23 protein-coding genes and 1 pseudogene are annotated in these 20328 nt (G+C 72.5%); 16 read left to right on the forward strand and 8 right to left on the reverse strand.

Annotated features, from left to right (window positions below; genetic code table 11):
• A partial coding sequence (locus ACFW9Z_RS10715) for an electron transfer flavoprotein subunit beta/FixA family protein (RefSeq protein ID WP_384637570.1) occupies positions 1–347 on the reverse strand: 347 nt, incomplete at its 3' end.
• 187 nt (positions 348–534) lie between these two features.
• Between ACFW9Z_RS10715 and ACFW9Z_RS10720 the strand changes: the two genes are divergently transcribed.
• Both ACFW9Z_RS10720 and ACFW9Z_RS10725 read left to right on the forward strand, forming a co-directional pair.
• Positions 535–1239: a TetR family transcriptional regulator gene (locus tag ACFW9Z_RS10720; protein ID WP_384638223.1), complete on the forward strand. Its 705-nt coding sequence runs from the start codon at positions 535–537 to the stop codon at positions 1237–1239.
• A gap of 193 nt (positions 1240–1432) precedes the next feature.
• A complete protein-coding gene (locus ACFW9Z_RS10725; RefSeq protein ID WP_384638226.1) occupies positions 1433–1801 on the forward strand; it encodes a Zn-ribbon domain-containing OB-fold protein in 369 nt (122 codons plus the stop codon).
• A 112-nt stretch (positions 1802–1913) separates the two neighbouring features.
• On the opposite strand, the gene ACFW9Z_RS10730 is transcribed toward ACFW9Z_RS10725, so the two are convergent.
• From ACFW9Z_RS10730 to ACFW9Z_RS10740, 3 genes are all read right to left on the reverse strand, one after another.
• A complete protein-coding gene (locus tag ACFW9Z_RS10730) occupies positions 1914–2417 on the reverse strand; it encodes a GbsR/MarR family transcriptional regulator (RefSeq protein ID WP_384637573.1) in 504 nt (167 codons plus the stop codon).
• A 272-nt stretch (positions 2418–2689) separates the two neighbouring features.
• Positions 2690–3496 (reverse strand): ABC transporter permease, encoded by an 807-nt coding sequence (locus ACFW9Z_RS10735; protein ID WP_384637576.1) that lies wholly within the window; start codon positions 3494–3496, stop codon positions 2690–2692.
• Positions 3497–3528: 32 nt separating this feature from the next.
• A complete protein-coding gene (locus ACFW9Z_RS10740; RefSeq protein WP_384637579.1) occupies positions 3529–4497 on the reverse strand; it encodes an ABC transporter ATP-binding protein in 969 nt (322 codons plus the stop codon).
• Positions 4498–4645: 148 nt separating this feature from the next.
• Between ACFW9Z_RS10740 and ACFW9Z_RS10745 the strand changes: the two genes are divergently transcribed.
• The 6 genes from ACFW9Z_RS10745 to ACFW9Z_RS10770 all read left to right on the forward strand — a co-directional run bounded on the left by ACFW9Z_RS10745 (position 4646) and on the right by ACFW9Z_RS10770 (position 10265).
• Positions 4646–5491 (forward strand): inositol monophosphatase family protein, encoded by an 846-nt coding sequence (locus ACFW9Z_RS10745; RefSeq protein WP_384637582.1) that lies wholly within the window; start codon positions 4646–4648, stop codon positions 5489–5491.
• 97 nt (positions 5492–5588) lie between these two features.
• Complete coding sequence (locus ACFW9Z_RS10750; RefSeq protein ID WP_384637585.1) at positions 5589–7004, forward strand: phytoene desaturase family protein; 1416 nt, start codon at positions 5589–5591, stop codon at positions 7002–7004.
• Positions 7005–7054: 50 nt separating this feature from the next.
• Positions 7055–7591, forward strand: coding sequence for an O-acetyl-ADP-ribose deacetylase (locus ACFW9Z_RS10755; protein WP_384637588.1), 537 nt, complete (start codon positions 7055–7057; stop codon positions 7589–7591).
• Between the two features lie 95 nt (positions 7592–7686).
• Entirely contained in the window at positions 7687–8142 is a 456-nt protein-coding gene (locus ACFW9Z_RS10760; RefSeq protein WP_384637591.1) for a GNAT family N-acetyltransferase, read from the forward strand.
• A gap of 128 nt (positions 8143–8270) precedes the next feature.
• Positions 8271–9743, forward strand: a complete 1473-nt coding sequence (locus tag ACFW9Z_RS10765; protein ID WP_384637595.1) for an AlkA N-terminal domain-containing protein — start codon at positions 8271–8273, stop codon at positions 9741–9743.
• Between the two features lie 15 nt (positions 9744–9758).
• On the forward strand, positions 9759–10265 hold the full coding sequence (locus tag ACFW9Z_RS10770) for a methylated-DNA--[protein]-cysteine S-methyltransferase (RefSeq protein WP_384637598.1): 507 nt from the start codon (positions 9759–9761) through the stop codon (positions 10263–10265).
• Between the two features lie 97 nt (positions 10266–10362).
• On the opposite strand, the gene ACFW9Z_RS10775 is transcribed toward ACFW9Z_RS10770, so the two are convergent.
• A complete protein-coding gene (locus tag ACFW9Z_RS10775; RefSeq protein ID WP_384637601.1) occupies positions 10363–10947 on the reverse strand; it encodes a TMEM165/GDT1 family protein in 585 nt (194 codons plus the stop codon).
• 374 nt (positions 10948–11321) lie between these two features.
• Between ACFW9Z_RS10775 and ACFW9Z_RS10780 the strand changes: the two genes are divergently transcribed.
• Positions 11322–11726, forward strand: coding sequence for a (2Fe-2S) ferredoxin domain-containing protein (locus ACFW9Z_RS10780; protein ID WP_384637604.1), 405 nt, complete (start codon positions 11322–11324; stop codon positions 11724–11726).
• Positions 11727–11735: 9 nt separating this feature from the next.
• Here the strand turns inward: ACFW9Z_RS10780 and ACFW9Z_RS10785 are convergent, their stop codons facing one another.
• Entirely contained in the window at positions 11736–12458 is a 723-nt protein-coding gene (locus ACFW9Z_RS10785) for an NAD-dependent deacetylase (protein WP_384637607.1), read from the reverse strand.
• A 64-nt stretch (positions 12459–12522) separates the two neighbouring features.
• Here ACFW9Z_RS10785 and ACFW9Z_RS10790 point away from each other — a divergent pair, with 64 nt between their 5' ends.
• A complete protein-coding gene (locus ACFW9Z_RS10790) occupies positions 12523–12723 on the forward strand; it encodes a DUF2191 domain-containing protein (RefSeq protein WP_384637609.1) in 201 nt (66 codons plus the stop codon).
• A gap of 13 nt (positions 12724–12736) precedes the next feature.
• Here the strand turns inward: ACFW9Z_RS10790 and ACFW9Z_RS10795 are convergent, their stop codons facing one another.
• A complete protein-coding gene (locus ACFW9Z_RS10795; RefSeq protein ID WP_384637612.1) occupies positions 12737–13234 on the reverse strand; it encodes an NUDIX domain-containing protein in 498 nt (165 codons plus the stop codon).
• A gap of 124 nt (positions 13235–13358) precedes the next feature.
• Between ACFW9Z_RS10795 and ACFW9Z_RS10800 the strand changes: the two genes are divergently transcribed.
• Positions 13359–14474: a glycerate kinase gene (locus ACFW9Z_RS10800; RefSeq protein WP_384638229.1), complete on the forward strand. Its 1116-nt coding sequence runs from the start codon at positions 13359–13361 to the stop codon at positions 14472–14474.
• 159 nt (positions 14475–14633) lie between these two features.
• On the opposite strand, the pseudogene ACFW9Z_RS10805 reads toward ACFW9Z_RS10800, so the two are convergent.
• Positions 14634–15258 (reverse strand): annotated as a pseudogene (locus ACFW9Z_RS10805) (helix-turn-helix domain-containing protein).
• Positions 15259–15432: 174 nt separating this feature from the next.
• Between ACFW9Z_RS10805 and ACFW9Z_RS10810 the strand changes: the two are divergent.
• The 5 genes from ACFW9Z_RS10810 to ACFW9Z_RS10830 are packed head-to-tail and all read left to right on the forward strand — an operon-like array spanning position 15433 to position 20299.
• The gene (locus ACFW9Z_RS10810) at positions 15433–16230 is read left to right on the forward strand and encodes an ABC transporter ATP-binding protein (protein ID WP_384637615.1); all 798 of its coding nucleotides are present in this window, start codon (positions 15433–15435) and stop codon (positions 16228–16230) included.
• Positions 16218–17027, forward strand: coding sequence for an ABC transporter ATP-binding protein (locus ACFW9Z_RS10815; RefSeq protein ID WP_384637618.1), 810 nt, complete (start codon positions 16218–16220; stop codon positions 17025–17027). The genes ACFW9Z_RS10810 and ACFW9Z_RS10815 overlap by 13 nt, the downstream gene beginning before the upstream one ends.
• Positions 17024–17914, forward strand: a complete 891-nt coding sequence (locus tag ACFW9Z_RS10820; RefSeq protein ID WP_384637620.1) for a branched-chain amino acid ABC transporter permease — start codon at positions 17024–17026, stop codon at positions 17912–17914. The genes ACFW9Z_RS10815 and ACFW9Z_RS10820 overlap by 4 nt, the downstream gene beginning before the upstream one ends.
• Complete coding sequence (locus tag ACFW9Z_RS10825) at positions 17907–19052, forward strand: branched-chain amino acid ABC transporter permease (RefSeq protein WP_384637623.1); 1146 nt, start codon at positions 17907–17909, stop codon at positions 19050–19052. Before ACFW9Z_RS10820 ends, ACFW9Z_RS10825 begins: the two co-directional genes overlap by 8 nt.
• Positions 19049–20299 (forward strand): ABC transporter substrate-binding protein, encoded by a 1251-nt coding sequence (locus ACFW9Z_RS10830; RefSeq protein WP_384637626.1) that lies wholly within the window; start codon positions 19049–19051, stop codon positions 20297–20299. The genes ACFW9Z_RS10825 and ACFW9Z_RS10830 overlap by 4 nt, the downstream gene beginning before the upstream one ends.
• Positions 20300–20328 lie beyond the last annotated feature (29 nt).

Consider the following 20328-nt stretch of genomic DNA (forward strand, 5'->3'; position numbering starts at 1 on the left):
ACCAGGTCATAACCGGTCTTCTCGACCGCCTTCGCCAGCACCAGCGACGTCCCCATCGCATCCGTGCCGTGCAGATCGTCGTCCTCGACGTGAACTGCCTTGTCCGCACCCATCGACAACGCCTTGCGCAACGCGTCCTTGGCATCCTCCGGACCCACCGTCACCACAGTGATCTCCGCATCGTCCGCCGCATCCGCGATCTGCAACGCCTGCTCGACCGCGTACTCGTCCAGCTCCGACAGCAGACCGTCGACATCCTCACGGTCCAGCGTCAGGTCATCGGCGAAATGCCGGTCACCGGTCGCGTCGGGCACGTACTTCACACAGACAACGATCCTCAAGCTCACGCCGGCTCTCCTGCCTACCTGGGTGTGGCCCCTGCCGATCAGGCCCGGTTCCACCTGGGTGTGGTTTCGTAAGGGTGACCTTATGGTACTCAGTACCCTCTGTAAAGGTACCCAGTGCCAAAAGAGCCCTTCCGGTGCTACGTTTCGCCGCATGAGCGAGCCACGCGGACCCGAGAAGAAGGCGCCCATGCGGGAGGTGCTGGCCCAGGCGGCCTTCCAGCTCTTCCTGGAGCGGGGCTTCGAGCGGACGACGGTCGACGACATCGTGGCGCGGGCCGGGGTGGGGCGGCGCTCCTTCTTCCGGTACTTCCCCTCCAAGGAGGACGTGGTCTTCCCGGATCACGAGGGTGCGCTCGCCGAGATGACGGAGTTCCTGGCCGCCGTCGACGACAGCGATCCGGTGGGCGCGGTGTGCGACGCGGCGAGGATCGTGCTGCGGATGTACGCGGCCGACCCAGAGTTCTCCGTACAGCGCTACCGGCTCACCCGCGAGGTGCCCGGACTGCGGACGTACGAACTGTCGGTGGTGCGGCGCTACGAGCAGACGCTCGCCGGTCACCTCCGGGGCCGTTTTGGTGCGGACGGGGACGGGGAGCTGCGCGCCGAGGTCATCGCCGCGTCCGTGGTCGCCGCGCACAACAACGGGCTGCGGCTGTGGCTGCGTTCGGGCGGCGCGGGGGATCCCGAGGTGGCTGTGGACCATGCGCTCGACCTGGTGCGGAAGGTGTGGGAGCGGCCCGCCGGTCCGTCGCCCGCACGGGAGAAACCGGCGCCGGCCGGTGTCACCACCACCGGGTCCGGCGACAACGAGGTCATCGTCATGGTGGCGGCCAAAGGCACTCCGATGTGGCGCGTCGTGCAGCAGATCGAGGCGGCCGTCGGTGAGGGCTGAGCCGTAGCCGATCGGCGGCCGGTCAGCGGCCGAGCCGCCGCCGATCCCGTACCGGCGGCGAAAACTCGGTAATAATCGGCACTCAGTGCCTTTACTCTCCGGCACTCAGTGCCATATGGTGCGGACGCGCCGAACAGCCAGGTGCGGCGCGTCCGAGTCGAGCGCAGGGGGTCGATCCGTGTCTCAGGCAGCAATGGGCACCGTCCAGAAGGCGCACGAGGAGTGCGGCCTCTCCTACAACCGCTGCCGCTGGTGCGGTACCGCCTCCTTCCGGCGGCTGCTGTGCCCGGTGTGCGCGTCGAGCGAACTGGAGCCGGAACGCACCACCGGCCACGGGGTGGTCGTACGGACCGCCGTGGTCCACCGCTACACCGAGGCGGCGCGCAACGAATCCCTGGTCCGCTTCCCGGAGGGGTTCGTCTTCCGCTGCCAGGTCGTCGGCGCCGCACCGCAGATGGTGACGGTCGGCGCCCGGGTGAAGCCCCTCGCGGGTGAGGAGCCGGAGTCGGGTGCGGTGGTTCTGGAGCTCTGCGAGCCGCCCGTCCAGCGGGACTGGAGCTGACGCGGGCTGATCGCCCGCGCGCCCCGGTCCCGTAAGAAACCGGTGGGCGCGCGCGGGCGATCGGGCCGTCCGGAGGCGCTGCCCCCTGTCCCGTACGGGTGAGGCGGCAGGCTCAGGAGGCGCCGCGCCGGGCCTCCCAGGCGGCCACCAGTGACTCCGTCTGCTCCACGAACCCGTTGAACAGGTCGGCGAGCGAGGCCAGCCGCTCCCGGGCCTCGCCGTGGGCCACCGGGATCCCGGAGCTCAGCGTCTCGGTGAACTTGCGCATATGGGCGTTGTTCACCAGCAGCAGGTGCTGGAGGTCGCCCACCGCCTCGTAATCGATCCGCCTGCTGCCGGGCCGGGTGGAGCGCCGCACCAGGGTCCAGGCCTCCAACTGTCGTGCGGCCACGCTGAGTCCGCTCTTGGCCTGGCCGAGCTCGCGGGTCATGGTGTCGAGGTCCACCGGCTTGTTGCGCAGCAGGAGGTAGCCGAAGAGGCGGCCGGTGGCCTGCGGGAGCCCCCAGCGCTCCATCAGCGAACCCATCTCGCTGATGAAGGAGGCTTCCGCGTCGCTGAACCCGTCGGGGCCGGGGGCGGGCGATCCGGCGTCGGCGGTGCTTTCGTGATCAGTCATGGTCTCGCTGGGTTCTCGGGCCTTCAGGAAGGCAGCGGTCCTGGGTTCTCAGGCCTTCGGGAAGGCGACGGGCAGCCGGTCGGCCCCGTTCATCGGCATCGGATCAGAATAGTCTCCCCGCCGCGCCCGCCCTCCGGGTTCGCTGTCCGCCTGCCGCCTGCCGCCGCCCGCTGTCCGTCGTCCGTCGTCCGGTTCCGCGTCCGCCGACGCGGACGGCCCGGCACCCCCGCCGGGGGAGTGCCGGGCCGCTCCGTGCCTGTGCACGGGCCGGTTCAGGCGTTCTTGATGTCGCGCCGGTCCACGGCGTACGTACCGACGGCGACGGCGGCCGCGGAGACGGCCGCCAGCAGCGCCACCCCGCCCCAGGGGACACCGCTGACGAGCGGGTCGCCGCCCAGCGCCCACTCCCAGGGGGAGAGGTTCGCCAGCGGTTCCAGGGCCTCGGACAGCGGCGCGATGGCGTGCAGCAGGTACCCGACGACGAGCACGCCTGCCGCCACGCCCAGCGCGGGGCCCCGCCCGAGGCCGAACCCGACGACGGCGTACGCGATCCCCGCGTGCACCACGGCCAGCAGGGCGACGGTCAGCGTCACCGCGGCCACCCCGCCCGTGGAGACGTCCATGTCGTACGCGAGGACCGAGCCGTACACCGACAGCCAGACCAGCACGCTGGTGAGGACCAGGCCGAAGGCCACACAGAGGAAGCGGACCAGGAAGACCCGGCGGCGTGCCACCGGCAGCGCCAGCAGCAGTTCGAGCCGCCCGGCCTCCTCGTCTCCGCCGGTCAGGGCGGTGGTGCCGGTCACGGCCATCAGGCCGAGGAGCAGCGGCAGCAGGACCGCGTACAGGTTCCCCTTCAAGTAGCCGCTCGCGCTGCTGATCTGGTCGATCCCGAACGCCGCGGCCACCTCCGGCGAGACGCCGGAGGCGAACTCCTCCAGGGCGCCGGAACTCTCCATCGACGGCCAGGCGCCGACGACGGAGAGGGCCAGCAGGACCAGCGCGGCCGACCAGGCGATCAGGGTGCGCCGCTGGATCTGTACTCCGCGCCGGAAGATCTCCGAGCTGGGCGATGACATGTGTTTCCCTTCCGGCCCGGGGGCGGCCTTGATCACGGGGACCCGTCACGGGTGGGGGAGAGGGGGCGGGGGTTCCGGCGGTCCGGGGCGTCCTGCTGGTAGTACTCCAGGAACGCTTCCTCCAGGTCCGGTTCGGGTGCGGTGAGCGTCGCGATCCGGTGGTCCGCCAGGAACCGGAGCAGCCCGTCCGGCGAGCCGGTCCACGCCAGGGAGACCTCCCGGCTCTCCGGCCGCCGCCGCTCCACCGCCGACGCGCCCGCCAGGGCGGCCAGCGCGGTGAGCGGTACGTCCTGGCCCTCCGCGAAGGTGATGTGGAAGCGCTGCGCGGCCTCCCGGCGCAGCTCGCGCGTCGGGCCGGAGGCGGCGAGTCTGCCGCCCTGGAGCACCGCGACCAGGTCGGCGACCCGCTCGACCTCGGAGAGGACGTGCGAGGAGAGCAGCACGCTCTGGCCGTTGTTCCGGGCCTCCTCGACGGTGGCCAGGAACACCTGCTGCATCAACGGGTCGAGCCCGTTGGTCGGTTCGTCCAGGATCAGCAGCTCCGGCCTGGCCATCAGGGCGCCCACCAGGCCGACCTTGCGGCGGTTGCCGGTCGAGAGGCCGCGCACCTGCCGGGACGGGTCGACGCCGAACCGCTCGGCCAGTTCGTCCCGGTAGGCGGTGTCGGCCAGCCCCCGCAGCCGCCCCCAGGAGGTCAGGGTCTGCCCGATGGTCAGCCGCTCGTCGAGGCGCAGTTCGCCGGGCAGATAGCCGATCCGCCGCCGCACCTCGGGGCCGGTCGGGTCCTGGCCCAGCACCCGGACCCGGCCCGAGGTGGGCCGGGAGAGGCCCATGAGCATCCGGATCGTGGTGCTCTTGCCCGCTCCGTTGGGGCCGAGATACCCGTAGACCACGCCCCGGGGGACCGTCAGGTTCAGTCGGCTCAGCGCGGTGAAGTCACCGAACTTCTTGGTGACGTCCGTACATTCGATGAGAGGGGTCACGTCTCTGAGGGGGGTCACGTCTCTTCTGCTCTCTCCTCTTGCGTCCACTGCCCGTTCGTGCGCTCCTTCATAATTCACTGATTACTGAATCTAATCAACATGGTGGGCTGTGCGGGCCGCCCCGCCCACCCGAGGAGGCCTCGACGGGCCGTGCTTAGCTGGAGCCATGATCGATGACTTCCTGTACGGGACCGCCGGGCACTCCGGACCGCTGGCCGAGGTCGAGGCCGCCGTACGCGCCGCCGCCGCGGCCGAGATCCTGCCCCGCCACCGGAAGCTCGCCGCCCACGAGATCATCGAGAAGAGCGGCCCGCACGACCTGGTCACCGCGGCGGACCGGCTGGCCGAGGGGCACCTCACCGCCGCCCTCACCAAGCTGCTGCCCGGCTCGGTCGTCGTCGGCGAGGAGGCCGTGCACGCCGATCCGGCGGTCTACGACGCCCTCGGCGGCGACGCCCCCGTCTGGATCGTCGACCCGGTCGACGGCACCCGCCAGTTCGTCCGGGGCGAGGCCGGGTTCTGCACCCTGGTCGCCCTCGCCCAGCACGGCGAGGTCCACGCCTCCTGGACGTACGCACCGGTCCTGGGCGAGATGGCCGTCGCCGTACGCGGCCGGGGCGCCACGCTGAACGGCACACCGATACGCTCCGGCGCGCCCGCCCCCGGCGCCGTACTGAACGTGGCGATGTCGCACCCCGACTACACCACCGAGGCCCAGAAGAAGGCCCTGCTGGGCCTGCGCACCGAAGGCATCGCCCCGCGCCCCTGCGGCTCGGCCGGGCTGGAGTACCTTGCCGTCGCGCGCGGTGCCCAGGACGCCATCGCCTTCAACTGGGAGCTCGCCTGGGACCACGCGGCGGGGCTGCTCCTGGTCACCGAGGCGGGCGGCGCCCAGGCGACCCTGTCCGGCGCTCCGTACCTGATCGCGGGCGGCAACGACCTGCCGTTCACGGCGGCCCGGGACGAGCCCACCGCTCAGCGCATCCTGGCCGCGCTGCGGGCGGGCGGCTGACACGTCCGCCCCCGGCCCCGGGGTCCCCGCGTCCGCGTTGTCGGTGCGCCCGAATATCCTGGGGTTTCCGCCTGTCGGCCGACGAAGGAGTCCCAAGGTGCCCTCGATGCTCGATGCGGTCGTCGTGGGGGCGGGGCCCAACGGGCTGACCGCCGCGGCCGAACTGGCCCGCAGGGGCTTCGCCGTGGAGGTCCACGAGGCCCACGGCACCGTCGGCGGGGGTGCCCGCACCGAGGAGCTGACGCTGTCGGGGTTCCGGCACGACCCCTGTTCCGCCGTGCACCCCCTCGGGATCGGCTCGCCCGCCTTCCGGGCGATGCCCCTGGCCCGGCACGGCCTGGAGTGGCTGCACCCCGAGGTCGACCTCGCCCACCCCTTCCCGGACGGCACCGCCGCCGCCCTCACCCGCTCCGTCGGCGAGAGCGCGATGACGCTGGGGGCCGCCGACGCCGGGGCCTACCGCCGCCTCCTCGCCCCCTTCGTCGGCCGCTGGGACACCCTGGCCGCCGACTTCCTCCGCACCCCTTGGATCGGGCTGCCCCGCGACCCGTACCGACTGGCCCGCTTCGGCCTGCTCGGCGTCCAGCCCGCCACCTGGGTCTCCCGGCGCTTCCAGGGCGAGAAGGCGCGCGGCCTGTTCGCCGGGCTCGCCGCCCACGCCATAGCTCCCACCAGCGGGTTCGCCACCTCGGCCATCGCCCTCGTCTTCGCGCTCGCCGCCCATGAGAACGGCTGGCCCATCCCGCGCGGCGGCTCGCAGGCCATCGCGGACGCCCTCGCCTCCTACGTCCGCGAACAGGGCGGCACCATCCGCACCGACAGCGAGGTCAAGCGGCTGGACGAACTCCCGCCCGCCCGCGCCTACATCTTCGACACCTCGCCCTCCGCGCTCGCCCGGATCGCGGGCCTCGGCTCCGCCTACAGCCACTACCGCTACGGCGCCTCCGCCTTCAAGATCGACTACGCGCTCTCCGGCCCCGTCCCCTGGACCGCCGAGGCCGCCCGCCGCGCCGGAACCGTCCACATCGGCCCCGACGCCGGGACCATCGACACCGCGCTCAAGGCGGCCGTCGAGGGCCGCGACCCCAGCGTCCCCTTCCTCATCACCGCCCAGCCGAGCCTCACCGACCCCTCCCGGGCCCCCGAAGGCAGCCATGTCTTCTGGGTGTACGGGCACGTCCCGGCCGGGTGGGAGGGCGACGCCACCGACGTCATCGAGCGCCAACTGGAGCGCTTCGCCCCCGGGTTCCGCGACCTGGTGCTGGCCCGCGCGGTTTCCGGCCCGCCCGAACTCGCCGCCCGCAACGCCAATTACGTCGGCGGCGACATCGCCTGCGGCGCCTTCTCGGGACTCCAGACCCTGATCCGCCCCAAGCTCGCCCGTGTCCCGTACGCGACCGCGCACCCGGCGGTCTTCCTCTGCTCCTCGGCCACCCCGCCCGGGCCCGGTGTGCACGGCATGTCCGGCCACCACGCCGCCAAGGCCGTATGGCGGCGGCTGCGCGCCTCCTGAATCAGCCGCTGTGGGCGGCGCGGGTGCACGGCGCGCGGCATGATGTCCGCATGAGCACCTCCGTTTCCCCCGCGGTCCGCCTGGTCCGCGGTGACATCACCGACCAGGCCGTCGACGTCATCGTCAACGCGGCGAACTCCTCGCTCCTCGGCGGCGGCGGGGTCGACGGCGCCATCCACCGGCGCGGCGGACCCGAGATCCTCGCCGCCTGCCGGGAGCTGCGCGCCTCGCAGTACGGCAAGGGCCTCGCCACCGGCCGCGCCGTCGCCACCACCGCCGGACGCCTGGCCGCCCGCTGGGTGATCCACACGGTCGGCCCGGTCTTCTCCGGAGCCCAGGACCGCTCCGCGCTGCTCGCCTCCTGTTACCGCGAATCGCTGCGCCTGGCAGCAGAGTTGGGGGCCAGGACCGTCGCGTTCCCGGCGATCTCCACCGGCATCTACGGCTGGCCGATGGACGACGGCGCGCGGATCGCCGTGCGCACGGTGCTCGCGGAGACGGTGGCGCCCGTCGAGGAGGTGCGGTTCGTGCTCTTCGACGCGCACGCGTACGTGGAGTTCGAGGAAGTCCTCGCGATGCGCGGCTGACCCGCGGAGCCCCAGGGTTCCGGAGCCGGTGCAGTTGCTCGTCCTGGCGGGCAGCGGCCGGGACGAGTGGACGGTGCCCGTTCTAGGCTCAGCGTATGAAGATCACTGTGCGGTCGGCGGTCGAGGCCGACCTGTCGGCGTTGCTGGCTCTCTACAGCGAGTTGAACCCGGATGATGCCCCCTTGCCCCAGGCGTCCGCAGATGCCATCTGGGCGGCTGTATCGAGGCAGCAGGGACGGACGGTCCTGGTGGCCGATGCCGGTGACACCGTGGCCGGCACGGCGGATTGCATCGTCCTGCCGAACCTCACGCGCGGCGGCCGGTCCATCCTGTTCGTGGAGAACGTCGTGGTGGCCGGCTCCTTCCAGCGCCGTGGTGTCGGCCGTCATCTGATGGAGACCGCCGTCCGACTGGGCGAGTCGGCCGACTGCTACAAGGTGCAGCTGCTGGCGGCGGATGACGCGTACGTCCATACCTTCTACGAAGCGTGCGGTTTCCAGGCCCTGGCCGAGGGCTTCCGCCGCTACATCCCTCAGGCGCCCCGCCCTTGAGCCGATGCCTGCCGAGGAGGTGACAGGGCCTGGCCGTCGACTGCATGGGCCCCAGCGGCCCCGGGTCACCGAGGCCCATGTCGGATTTCCGCCAGCCAGGCCCCTGACCGGTGACCCATCCTGGAACCATGCACACCGACACCGAGGCTTGCGTACGGGCCGTCCACTCCAAGGACGCCCGCTTCGACGGCTGGTTCTTCACCGCGGTCCTCACCACTCGGATCTACTGCCGCCCCAGCTGCCCCGTCGTGCCGCCCAAGGTCCGCAACATGACCTTCTACCCGAGCGCCGCCGCCTGCCAGCAGGCCGGATTCCGGGCCTGCAAACGGTGCCGCCCCGACACCAGCCCCGGTTCCCCCGAGTGGAACGCCCGCGCCGACTCGGTGGCCCGCGCCATGCGGCTCATCCGGGACGGTGTCGTCGACCGCGAGGGCGTCCCGGGCCTCGCCGCCCGGCTCGGCTACTCCGCCCGGCAGATCGAACGCCAGCTCCTCGCCGAACTGGGCGCCGGACCGCTGGCCCTGGCCCGCGCCCAGCGGGCCCAGACCGCCCGCGTCCTCATCGAGACCACCGCCCTGCCCCTGGCCGAGGTGGCGTTCGCCGCCGGGTTCTCCTCCATCCGCACCTTCAACGAGACCGTCCGCGAGGTCTTCGCGCTGGCCCCCGGCGAACTGCGCACCCGGGCCGCCCGAGGCCCCCTGGCCCCCGCCACCCCCGGCGTGATCACGCTCCGCCTCCCGTACCGGGCCCCGCTCAACCCCAGCAACCTCTTCGGCCACCTCGCCGCGACCGCCGTCCCCGGCGTCGAGGAGTGGCGCGACGGCGCCTACCGCCGCACGCTGACCCTCCCGTACGGCCATGGCATCGTCGCCCTCACCCCGCAGCCCGGCCACATCGCCGCCCGGCTCTCCCTCACCGACCCCCGCGACCTCACCCGGGCCATCAGCCGGTCCCGCTGGCTCCTGGACCTGGACGCGGACCCGGTCGCCGTGGACGACCGGCTGCGCACCGACCCGCTGCTCGCCCCGCTGGTCGACGCGGGACCCGGGCGCCGGGTGCCGCGTACGGTGGATGGCGCCGAGTTCGCCGTACGCGCGGTCCTCGGCCAGCAGGTCTCCACCGCCGCCGCCCGCACCCACGCGGCCCGCCTGGTCACCGCGCACGGCGAACCCGTCGAGGACCCCGAGGGCGGGCTCACCCATCTCTTCCCGACGCCCGAGGCCCTCGCCGGGCTCGACCCGGAGTCCCTGGCCCTGCCCCGGACCCGCCGCACCACGCTCACCACCCTGGTCGCCGCCCTCGCCGACGGGACGCTCCGCCTGGGCCCCGACACCGACTGGGTACGGGCCCGCGCCGAACTCTCCGCGCTGCCCGGTTTCGGCCCCTGGACCGTCGAGGCGATCGCCATGCGGGCCCTCGGCGACCCGGACGCCTTCCTCCCCACCGACCTCGGCATCCGCCGGGCGGCCGAACGCCTCGGCCTGCCCGCCACCCCCGCCGCCCTCACCGTACGGGCCGCCGACTGGCGCCCGTGGCGCGCGTACGCCGTCCAGTACCTCTGGACCGTGGACGACCACCCCATCAACCACCTGCCCGCCTGACGGAGGAAGCGCCTCATGACTGCCAAGCAGCACACGGTCCTCGACAGCCCCTACGGCCCGCTGACGCTCGTCGCCACCGACGGCGTCCTCTCGGCCCTCTACATGACCGACCAGCGCCACCGCCCACCCGAGGAGACCTTCGGGGTCCCCGACCCGGAACCCTTCCCCGAGGTGATCAGCCAGCTCACGGCGTACTTCGCGGGCGAGCTCACCACCTTCGACCTCCCCCTCGCCCTGCACGGCACCCCGTTCCAGCGGAGCGTCTGGGCGGAGCTGAGCAAGATCCCGTACGGCGAGACGCGTACGTACGGCGAACTCGCCGAGGAGCTCGGCAAGCCGGGCGCCTCCCGGGCCGTCGGCCTGGCCAACGGCAAGAACCCGGTCGGGATCATCGTGCCGTGCCACCGGGTGATCGGCGCCTCCGGCAGCCTCACCGGCTACGGCGGCGGCCTGGACCGCAAGCAGCGGCTGCTCGCCTTCGAGAGCGGTGGCGTACGGGACGGGGTGCAGGCGCTGTTCTGAGCAGCGCTTTCAGGGGCGTACCGAACGAGCGGCACGCCCCTGAGAGGCTCGGCACAAGCGGTACGCCCCTGAGAGGCTCGGCGCGGCCTGACCGCCGTCAGCCGGTGAAGATCTCCACGGCCGTCCAGATCGCGAGGCCCAGCATGCAGATCCCGCCGATGCGCTGCACGGTCTTCAGCGGTACGCGCTTGGCGATGAACTTCCCCGCGAGCAGCGCGAGGGCCGAGACGGACATCAGGGCGGCGGCCGAACCGATCGCGGTGGACCAGGTGCCGTTGCTCGCGGCCAGGTTGGCGGTGGTGATCTGGGTGAGGTCGCCCCACTCGCTGATGAAGACCGCCATGAACGCGGTCGAGTAGACCGGCCAGAAACCGGTCACCGTCTTCACTTCGGTCTCGTCCCCGTCGTCCCCGCCGCTGCCGCGCAGCAGGATGAACGCGCCGAACGCGAAGAGCGAGGCCGAGACGAGCTTGACGGTCCAGTCGGGCAGCAGTCCGATCAGGCTGCCCGCGCCCACGGCGATGGCGACATGCACGATGAACGCGGACGACGTGCCGAACCACACGTAGAGCGGGCGCATCCGCGTGCCCATGGCCAGCGACGCGAACATCGTCTTGTCGGGGAGCTCCGCGAGGAAGATCAGCCCGAAGGCGGTGATGATCGCCAGAGGGTCGAGGTGCATTCCGGGTGGCTTTCTGTGCGAGCCGGGCCCCGGATCTTCGCGAAGCGCCGCTCGGGCTTTTCGGAGGACCACTCGGCCCGGCATGACGGCAGCGCCCACAGGGCGTGGACGTGTCATACAGGACCGAAGGTCTCGCCCACCCGTGGGATCCCTGTCCAGGACCCACGAGCCCGGCCACCGGGAACCCGGGGGTTCCAGTGTGTCGACGACCGGTTTGCGGGGCTACTCCCCTTCGCAGCCATCAACACTACCCCACCGGGCCGGGGAGGGGCGCAGGTGTTCGAGGCCGGGGCCCCTCGGTAGAGTCGCGTTGATCACCGGGCCCCTGGTGGTCGCCCCCGCCCCTTTGCCGACGCCGACCGGAAAGTGCCCGCATGAGCAGCCGCCCCCGCAAGGACGTGCCCGCCCAGGGCGTTCCCCGCCCCACCGTGAGCGTCTGCCGGGGCTGCTGCTGCGGCACGGAGAAGATCCCGGGCGTCGACCACGCCGCCCAGCTCACCCGGCTCCGCTCCGGTCTGGAGGGCGCCGCCACCGTACGGGCCGTCGAATGCCTGGACGCCTGTGAACAGGGCAACGTGATCGTCGTCCAGCCCTCCTCCGAGGGCCGCCGCGCCGGGGGCCGCCCGGTCTGGCTGGGCCTGGTCAACGACGAGCACGCGGAGCAGGACATCATCACCTGGGCGTCGGCGGGCGGCCCGGGTCTCGCGGACGCCCCGGACATCCTCGACCTGTACGTCTTCCAGCCCTCGCGCCGGGTCCGGGCGGGGCTGGAGGGCTGAAGCCGCAGGTCAGCTCGCGGCCAGTCCCGCCAGGAGCTTCGGGAGGGCGGTACCGATCGGCTCGCGTACGACCTCGTCCGCGAGTGCGTCGTACGGGGTCGGCTCCGCGTTCACCACGATGAGCCGCGCCCCGTGCTCGGCCGCGATCCCGGCGAGCGAGGCGGCGGGCTGCACCTGGAGCGTCGAGCCGACCGCCACGAAGACCTCGCACCCCTTGGCGATCGCCATCGCGTCGGCCAGCACCTGCGGGTCCAGCGGCTCGCCGAACATCACCGTCGCCGCCTTCAGGATCCCGCCGCAGAGCGTGCACGCCGGGTCCGCCTCGCCCGCCTCGACGCGCTCCAGGGCCTCGTCCATCGACGAGCGGGCGTGGCAGCGGGTGCAGGTCACCTCCCGTGCCGTGCCGTGGAGTTCGAGGACCTTGCGGGCGGGCAGCCCGGCCGCCTGGTGCAGCCCGTCGATGTTCTGCGTGAGCACCCGGACCGGGGTGCCCGACCGCTCCAGCTCCGCCACCGCCCGGTGGGCCGCGTTCGGTTCGGGGTTCCGGGCGGCCATGGTGCGGCGCAGCAGCCAGGAGCGGCGGCGGATCTCCGGATCCGCCATGTAGAAGTCGTACGTGACGAGCTTCTCGGCCTCCGGGTCCTCGCGCCACACCCCGCTCGGCCCCCGGTAGTCGGGGATGCCGGAGTCCGTGGAGATACCGGCACCGCTGAGGATCGCGACAAGGGTCATGCGCCGAGCGTAAGGATGCGGGAACACGGTCCGCGAGCGGATTTCGCCGGTGTAGGGTCCCGCCATGGCCAAGGTGAGCGTCAGTCTGGACGCCGAACTCGTCGTCGAAGTCATGGTGCTCGCGGGGGTGGGCAACCCGCAGGATGCCGTGGAGCTGGTGGTGCGCGACTACATCGCCCGCGGCCACCGCACCGAAGCGCTGATCGCCGACCGCGAGCAGTCGGTGCGGGACGTGGAGACCAAGCCCGAGGCCCAGCAGGGCTGACGCCCTCCACGTGTTACCCGACCCGGTTCCCGTCCTCCAGCTCCGCCGTGGAGCCGCCGGACTCCAGCACGTCCAGCGCCGCCCGCACCCGCCTCTCCAGCGGACCCGGCAGATAGCCGCCCAGCTCGGCCGGGGCCACCGGCTTCCAGGACAGCAGCTCCGCCTCCTGGAGCCGGATCGCCGCGAACTGCTCCGGGGTGAGCACCCCGCCGTCGTACAGGTACGCCACGATCGGCGGCCGGCCGCCGCCCCGCACCCAGTCGACGGCGAGCAGCCTGCCGGGCGCCAGATCGAGCCCGGTCTCCTCCACCGTCTCGCGCCGGGCGGCCTGCCGGGGGCCCTCGCCCGTCTCCGACTCGACCGTTCCGCCGGGCAGCGCCCAGCCCTCGCGGTAGTTCGGCTCGACGAGCAGGACCCGGCCCTCCGCGTCGCGGAAGAGGCACGCGGCGGCGGCGAGGACCCGGGGGAGCCCGGCGATGTACGTGGCGTAGTCGGCGTCGTTCGTGGTCACGGCCGACAGCGTAGTGGCGGGCCGTTCCGGACGGCCATGGGCAGATCAGGGGGCGTGCGGATAGGGTCGGGGCGGCGCGACTCTGTTCGAAGGCAAGGGATGCAAGGTGACGGACGGAGCAGATGTGGAGACCGCCCGCGTGCTCGTCGCGGCGGACAAGTTCAAGGGCTCGCTCACGGCCGTACAGGTCGCGGAGCGGGTGACGGCCGGGCTGCGGCGCGTCGTCCCCGGCGTACGGGTGGAGACCCTGCCCGTCGCGGACGGCGGCGACGGCACGGTCGCGGCGGCGCTGGCCGCCGGGTTCGAGCGCCGCGAGGCGCGGGTGACCGGGCCCCTCGGGGACCCGGTGACGGCGGCGTACGCGCTGCGCGGAGCCACCGCCGTGGTGGAGATGGCCGAGGCCTCGGGCCTCCAGCACCTGCCCGACGGGGTGTTCGCCCCGCTCACGGCCACCACGTACGGATCGGGCGAACTGCTGAGGGCCGCCCTCGACGCCGGGGCGACCACCATCGTGTTCGGGGTCGGCGGCAGTGCCACCACGGACGGCGGCGCGGGCATGCTCGCCGCGCTCGGGGCCCGCTTCCTGGACGCGGACGGCAAGCCCGTCGGCCCCGGCGGCGGAGGACTGGCCGACCTGGCCGAGGCCGACCTCTCCGGGCTGGACCCGCGCCTGAAGGGCGTCGACCTGGTCCTGGCCAGCGATGTGGACAACCCGCTGACCGGGCCCAAGGGCGCGCCCGAGGTGTACGGGCGGCAGAAGGGCGCGAGCGAGGAGGACATCGCGGTCCTCGACGCGGCCCTGACGCACTACGCCTCGGTCCTGGGGCCGGAGACGGCGGCCCTGCCCGGCGCCGGAGCGGCCGGAGGCATCGGGTACGGGGCGCTCGTCGCCCTCGGGGCCCGCTTCCGGCCCGGCATCGAGGTCATGCTCGACGTCCTCGGCTTCGCCCCCGCGCTCGCCCGCGCCACCCTCGTCATCACCGGCGAGGGCTCGCTCGACGAGCAGACCCTGCACGGCAAGGCCCCGGCCGGGGTCGCGGCGGCCGCCCGGGAGGCCGGGATCGAGGTCGTCGCGGTCTGCGGCCGGCTCGCCCTCTCCCCGGAGGCGCTGAGCGGGGCGGGCATCGCGCGTGCCTACGCCCTGGCCGAGCTGGAACCGGACCCGGCCGTCTCGATGGCCCAGGCCGGACCGCTGCTGGAACGGGCGGCCGAGTCGATCGCCCGGGACTTCCTGAGCTGATCGCCAGGAAATTCCTGAGCTGAGCTGAGCTGACTGGGCGGGGCAGGGCGGAGCAGGGGCCGGGCGTACGGGGACGTACGCCCGGCCCTTATCTCCTGCCGCTGCCGCTGCCGCTGCCGGTACGGAGACGGGCCGACGCCCACCGATAGCCTCAACGGTTCACCCCCGCCCCGCCGACCACCGCAGCGCGTCCAGGGCAAGCACCGTCTCCACCAGCTCGCGCGGGTGCGACAGCGAGCGTGAGGTCAGCCGTTCCAGGCGGCGCAGCCGGTTGAAGACCGTGTTCCGGTGGCACCGCAGCCGTACCGCCGCCCGCCCCACCGAGCCCCCGCACTCCAGCCACGCCTCCAACGTCCCCACCAGCAGGGCCCGTTCCGCCGGAGCCAGCGCGAGCAGCGGGCCGAACACCTCCGCGAGCAGGCGTGCGGAGAGTTCCGGCGCGCTCGCCACCAGGGCCGCCGGCCACCGCTCCTCCGGCGTCACGGTCTCCCGCGCCCCCGGATCCCCGCCCCCCTGATCCCGCGCACTCGAATCCGCGGCCCCCTGATCCCCGGCCCCCTGCCGTTCCCCGGTGGCCCCTCGCCGCTCCCCGGCCCGCGTCTCCCGCCGCATCCCCGCCTCCGTCCGCCGGACCGGCGACCGGTTCCGCCCGCCCGCTGCCGGGACAGCCGGTGGCACACCGCCACGGAGGCGGTCACCGGGACCGGTCTCCCCGGTGACCGATGAGGATGCCACCGGCCGCGCGGGCGGGGACCCGGCCGTCGCCGCCTCTGTGCGCGTGCACAACGAGGCCCTTCGATCGCTGGTCATCCGCATCGAGTCCGCCCCACGCCGTGGACGCACGCTCCGGCCGGTGCTGGTCTGTGGCACCACACGACGCCACACCCCCACAGATGAGCACCGAGCACCGAGCACGAACACGACACATGAACACGAGAAGGCGGAAGGAGGAGGACGCATGGCAACGCTGGAGATCCGCGGACTGTCCGTGGGATACGGGCCGGTCCGGGCCCTGCGCGACATCTCCGTCGATGTGCCGGACGGCGCGATCACCGCCGTACTGGGCGGCAACGGCGCGGGCAAGACCACGCTGCTGCGGGCCGTATCGCGGACCCTCGGCTTCCACCGGGGTACGGGCACCGGGACCATCCGGTTCGACGGCCGCCCCCTGGAGGGGCTGCGGCCCGCCCAGGTGGTGGCCGCCGGAGTGGTCCAGGTACCGGAGGGCCGGCAGGTCTTCGCCCGGATGACGGTGGCCGACAACCTGCGCGCGGGCGCACTCGGGGCGCGCGGCGGGCGCAGGCAGACGACCGCCGCCCTGGCCCGCGTCCACGAGCTGTTCCCGGTCCTCGCCGACCGCGCTCACCAGCGGGCCGGACTCCTCTCCGGCGGCGAACAGCAGATGCTGGCCATGGGCCGCGCCCTGATGGCGGGGCCCCGGCTGCTCCTGCTGGACGAGCCCTCGCTCGGCCTCGCCCCGCTGATGGCGGCCAGGATCGCGGAGACCGTGCGGGAGATCAACGCGAGCGGCACCTCCGTCATGCTCGTCGAGCAGAACGCGGCCATCGCGCTGCGCCTGGCCTCGACAGCGTACGTACTCGATGTCGGCGAGGTCGCCCTGCACGGCCCGGCCGACGAACTCGCCGCCTCCGACGAGGTGCGCCGCCGCTATCTCGGCGTGGTCGACGAGGAGGCCGCCGCCGACGCCGATGTGGCGTCCCGCAACCGGCGCACCCTGAGCAGGTGGTCCGCGTGACCACCACCGCACCGGCCCCCGTGGACCGCACCACGGCCGCCCTCACCGTCACCGACGTGACCGTACGCTTCGCCGGGCTCACCGCCCTCGACGCCGTCTCCTTCACCGTGGAACCCGGCAGCGTGCACGCCGTCATCGGGCCCAACGGCGCGGGCAAGTCCACCTGTTTCAACGTCCTTTCCGGCGTCTACCGCGCCTCCGCCGGGACCGTGCACCTCGGCACCACCGAGCTGACGGGGCTCGCGCCGCACGAGATCGCTGCCCTCGGCGTCGCCCGTACCTTCCAGAACCTGGCGCTCCCGCCGCACGCCACCGTCGCCGACAGCCTGCTGCTCGGCCGCCACCGGCTCACCCGATCAGGATTCATCGCCACCGGCCTGAGGCTGCCCTCCGCCGCCCGCGAGGAGCGGCGCCATCTGGAACGGGTCCGTGAGATTGCCGAATTCATCGGGCTGGCAGGGGCGTTGGAGCGTCCGGCGGGCTCGCTTCCGTACGGGCAGCAGAAGCTCGTCGAGCTCGGCCGCGCCCTGTGCATGGAGCCCCGGGTCCTGCTGCTGGACGAGCCGATCGCCGGGATGACCGCCGACGAGCGCCGCCGTACCGCGGCCGTCGTGGCCGATGTCCGCGACAGCCTCGGCATCTCCATCGTGCTGGTCGAGCACGACATGGGGGTGGTCATGAAGCTCGCGGACGCGGTGACCGTACTCGACTTCGGACGCCGGATCGCGGGCGGCTCACCCGCCCAGGTCCAGAACGACCCGGCCGTCGTCCAGGCCTACTTGGGAGCACCGGAATGACCACGTTCATCGAACTCCTCCTCGGCGGCCTGTCGATCGGTTCGGTCTACGCACTGATCGCCCTCGGCTTCGTCGTCATCTTCAAGGCCACCGAGGTCGTCAACTTCGCCCATGCCTCACTGCTGTTGGCGGGCGGATACGTCACCGCCGTCCTCCACGACGACATCGGGTTCTGGCCCGCGCTGCTCGTCGGGATCGCCGGGGCCGCGACCGTCGGCGCGGCCATCGAGTTCTTCGTGATGCGCCGCTACCGGGGCAGCGACCACAGCGTCCTGGCCATCGTCACCATCGGCGTCGACATCCTCCTCATCACCGAACTCACCCGCCGCATGGGCACGGACGTCCTCGCGCTCGGCGATCCGTGGGGCAACGAGGTCGTCCAGATCGGCGGGATCACCCTCGCCCAGACCAGGATCGCCGCGTTCCTCGCCGCCGGGCTCCTCATCACCGTGTTCCTGCTGGCCTTCCGCTACACCTCGTGGGGCGTGTCGATGCGGGCCGCCGCCGAGAACCCGCAGACCGCCGCCCTCATGGGCATCAAGCTGGGCAGGGTCTCGCTCGCCGCCTGGGCCGTCGCCGGGGCCCTCGCCGCCGTCGCCGCCCTCTTCCTCACCGTCTTCCCGACCCCCGGCCTGGAGCGCGCCACCTCGCTCGCCGCGCTCAAGGCGTTCCCCGCCGCGATCCTCGGCGGACTCGACTCCACCACCGGGGCGCTCGTCGGCGGACTCGTCGTCGGCGTCACCGAGTCGCTCGCCACCGGCTACCAGAGCGATCTCGCCTTCCTCGGCCGGGGCATCGGCGATCTGGCGCCCTACCTGGTGATGGTCGCGGTCCTGCTCATCCGGCCCGCGGGACTCTTCGGCACGAAGGAGCTCGCCCGTGTCTGACACCGCAGTCCCCGAAGCACCGGCCGCCCCCGCACCCCGGGGTACGGAGACCTTCACCGACCGGCTGCGCCGGCCCCGTACGTACGCCGTCCTCATCGGCTCCCTGCTGCTCCTCGTCCTCCCCTTCTACCTGGACCGCTTCTGGCTCCAGGCCGGACTGTTCGCGATGGCGGCGGCGATCGGGGCCATCGGGCTCAACATGCTCACCGGCGCCACCGGCCAACTCTCCATGGGCCACGCCTTCTTCCTCGCCGTGGGCGCGTACAGCTACTGCATCCTGGCGGGGGAGTCCAGCACCGGGGACGGCCACGCCCTCACCGGGCTCGGACTCCCCACCTGGCTGGCCGCGATCCTCGCCGTCCTGATCGCGGGGGCGGCGGGAGGGGTGTTCAGCCCGATCGCCGGACGGCTGCGCGGCGCCTACCTCGGTATCGCGACCCTCGCGCTGATCTTCATCGGGCAGCACGTCCTGTTCAACGCGAGCTCCCTGACCGGGGGTTACAACGGGCGGGCCGTACCGCCGCTCTCCCTCTTCGGGTTCACCTTCGACGACACCGAACTCGTCGTCGCGGCCGTCCCGTTCGGGGCGTCGGAGAAGCTCTGGTACGTGGGCCTCGCCGCCCTGCTGCTCAGCGCCCTGTTCGCGCGCGGAATCCTGCGGGGCAGGCCGGGCCGGGCGATGAACGCCATCCGCGACCACCGGATCGCGGCGGGCGTGATGGGCGTACCGGTGGCGCGCTACCGGGCCGGGGTCTTCGTCCTGTCCTCGATGTACGCCGGTCTCGCGGGCGTCCTGCTCGCCCTGGTCTTCCAGCGGACCGTGCCCGAGTACTTCGGCATGATCCTGTCCCTCGAATACCTCGCCATGATCGTCATCGGCGGGCTCGGCAGCGTCGCGGGAGCCGTCGTCGGCGCCTTCTTCGTCTCCCTGCTCCCGCAGGTGCTCAACCACTACAGCGACTCCCTCCCGCTGGTCTCCGCCCCCGGAACGGGCGGCCTGGCACCGGGTGAGGCGTCCCGCTATCTGTACGGCGCCGCGGTGGTCGCGGTGGTCCTCTTCCTGCCCGGCGGGCTCGCCCGCCTCGGCATCGCACTCCCGCGCGTCACCCGTCCGAAGAAATCAGGGGAGAAGAAATGAAACGCAGAGCGCTCACGGCCGTGGTCGCGGCCCTCACCGTCACCCTCGCCGGGTGCAGCGGCAAGGCGACCGAAGGGAAGGGCGACGAGCAGGACAAGGCCGGGATCAAGACCGGCCCCGGTGTCTCCTCCTCGACGATCTCGCTCGGTGTCCTCACCGATATGACCGGGGTGTACGCCTCGCTCGGCAAGAGCGTCACCCAGGCCCAGCAGCTGTGGGTGAAGCAGACCAACGCCAAGGGCGGCATCTGCGACCGGAAGATCGAACTCACCGTACGGGACCACGGCTACGACCCGCAGAAGGCCATCGCCGGATACACCGAGCTGGAGCCGAAGGTGCTGGGCTTCGCCCAGTTCATCGGCTCCCCGTTCGTCGCCGCCGTCGAACAGCGCATCGACGGCAAGGACAAGGGGCTCGTGCTGCCGCAGGCCTGGTCGGCGAACCTGCTCGGCTCCCCGTACATCCGCGTCATCGGCGCCACGTACGACGTCGAGACCATCAACCTGATCGATCACCTGCTCAAGGAGAAGCGGATCGCCAAGGGCGACAAGATCGGCCATGTGTACTTCGAGGGCGACTACGGCGAGAACGCGCTCACCGGCTCCAAGTACGCTGCCAAGGAAGCCGGGTTGACCGTCGTCGAGCAGAAGATCAAGCCGACCGACAACGACATGACGGCCCAGGTCGCCGCCCTCAAGCAGGCCGGGGTGAAGGCCGTCGTCATCAGCGCCGGTCCGCGACAGGCGGCCTCGCTCGTCGGCGTCGCGGCGGCCACCGGCTTCAACGTCCCCGTCGTCGGCAACAACTCGGCCTACGCGCCACAGCTGTTGAAGACCCAGGCGGGCCCGGCCCTGCTCAAGGACTACTACATCGCCTCCTCCACGCTCCCCATCGGCGACCCCGGTGACGGGCCGTCGCTGCTGGCCAAGGAGTACGCGTCGCAGTACCCGAACGACGTCCTTGACAACGGAGTTGTTGCGGGCTGGACGGCGGCCTCCGTCTTCGGCGAGGCGCTGGACAAGGCGTGCGACGACAAGGACCTCACGCGGGAGGGCATCGGCAAGGCGCTGCTCACGATCAAGGGGTACGGAACGGAGTTCGGGGTCACCCACGACTTCTCCGACCCCGCGGCGCCGTCCACCCGGGAGAGCGTCATCATGAAGCCGGACGCCACGGTCCCCGGCGGCCTGAAGGTCATCAGCCCGGCGGCGGTCTCCCCGGCGGCGGAGTCGTTCAGTGTGAAGTGATGCGCGTACGGGGGTGGGCCCGGCCTTCA

The sequence above is a fragment of the Streptomyces sp. NPDC059452 genome, assembly GCF_042750035.1.
In the GTDB taxonomy this organism is placed as follows: Bacteria; Actinomycetota; Actinomycetes; order Streptomycetales; family Streptomycetaceae; genus Streptomyces.

Excerpts from the sequence above, each read along its gene's own strand:
- ACFW9Z_RS10720 (WP_384638223.1), top strand. The coding sequence starts at position 535 with ATGCGGGAGGTGCTGGCCCAGGCGGCCTTCCAGCTCTTCCTGGAGCGG.
- ACFW9Z_RS10725 (WP_384638226.1), top strand. The coding sequence starts at position 1,433 with ATGGGCACCGTCCAGAAGGCGCACGAGGAGTGCGGCCTCTCCTACAAC.
- ACFW9Z_RS10730 (WP_384637573.1), bottom strand. The coding sequence starts at position 2,417 with ATGACTGATCACGAAAGCACCGCCGACGCCGGATCGCCCGCCCCCGGC.
- ACFW9Z_RS10735 (WP_384637576.1), bottom strand. The coding sequence starts at position 3,496 with ATGTCATCGCCCAGCTCGGAGATCTTCCGGCGCGGAGTACAGATCCAG.
- ACFW9Z_RS10745 (WP_384637582.1), top strand. The coding sequence starts at position 4,646 with ATGATCGATGACTTCCTGTACGGGACCGCCGGGCACTCCGGACCGCTG.
- ACFW9Z_RS10755 (WP_384637588.1), top strand. The coding sequence starts at position 7,055 with ATGAGCACCTCCGTTTCCCCCGCGGTCCGCCTGGTCCGCGGTGACATC.
- ACFW9Z_RS10760 (WP_384637591.1), top strand. The coding sequence starts at position 7,687 with ATGAAGATCACTGTGCGGTCGGCGGTCGAGGCCGACCTGTCGGCGTTG.
- ACFW9Z_RS10765 (WP_384637595.1), top strand. The coding sequence starts at position 8,271 with ATGCACACCGACACCGAGGCTTGCGTACGGGCCGTCCACTCCAAGGAC.
- ACFW9Z_RS10770 (WP_384637598.1), top strand. The coding sequence starts at position 9,759 with ATGACTGCCAAGCAGCACACGGTCCTCGACAGCCCCTACGGCCCGCTG.
- ACFW9Z_RS10775 (WP_384637601.1), bottom strand. The coding sequence starts at position 10,947 with ATGCACCTCGACCCTCTGGCGATCATCACCGCCTTCGGGCTGATCTTC.
- ACFW9Z_RS10780 (WP_384637604.1), top strand. The coding sequence starts at position 11,322 with ATGAGCAGCCGCCCCCGCAAGGACGTGCCCGCCCAGGGCGTTCCCCGC.
- ACFW9Z_RS10785 (WP_384637607.1), bottom strand. The coding sequence starts at position 12,458 with ATGACCCTTGTCGCGATCCTCAGCGGTGCCGGTATCTCCACGGACTCC.
- ACFW9Z_RS10790 (WP_384637609.1), top strand. The coding sequence starts at position 12,523 with ATGGCCAAGGTGAGCGTCAGTCTGGACGCCGAACTCGTCGTCGAAGTC.
- ACFW9Z_RS10810 (WP_384637615.1), top strand. The coding sequence starts at position 15,433 with ATGGCAACGCTGGAGATCCGCGGACTGTCCGTGGGATACGGGCCGGTC.
- ACFW9Z_RS10820 (WP_384637620.1), top strand. The coding sequence starts at position 17,024 with ATGACCACGTTCATCGAACTCCTCCTCGGCGGCCTGTCGATCGGTTCG.
- ACFW9Z_RS10830 (WP_384637626.1), top strand. The coding sequence starts at position 19,049 with ATGAAACGCAGAGCGCTCACGGCCGTGGTCGCGGCCCTCACCGTCACC.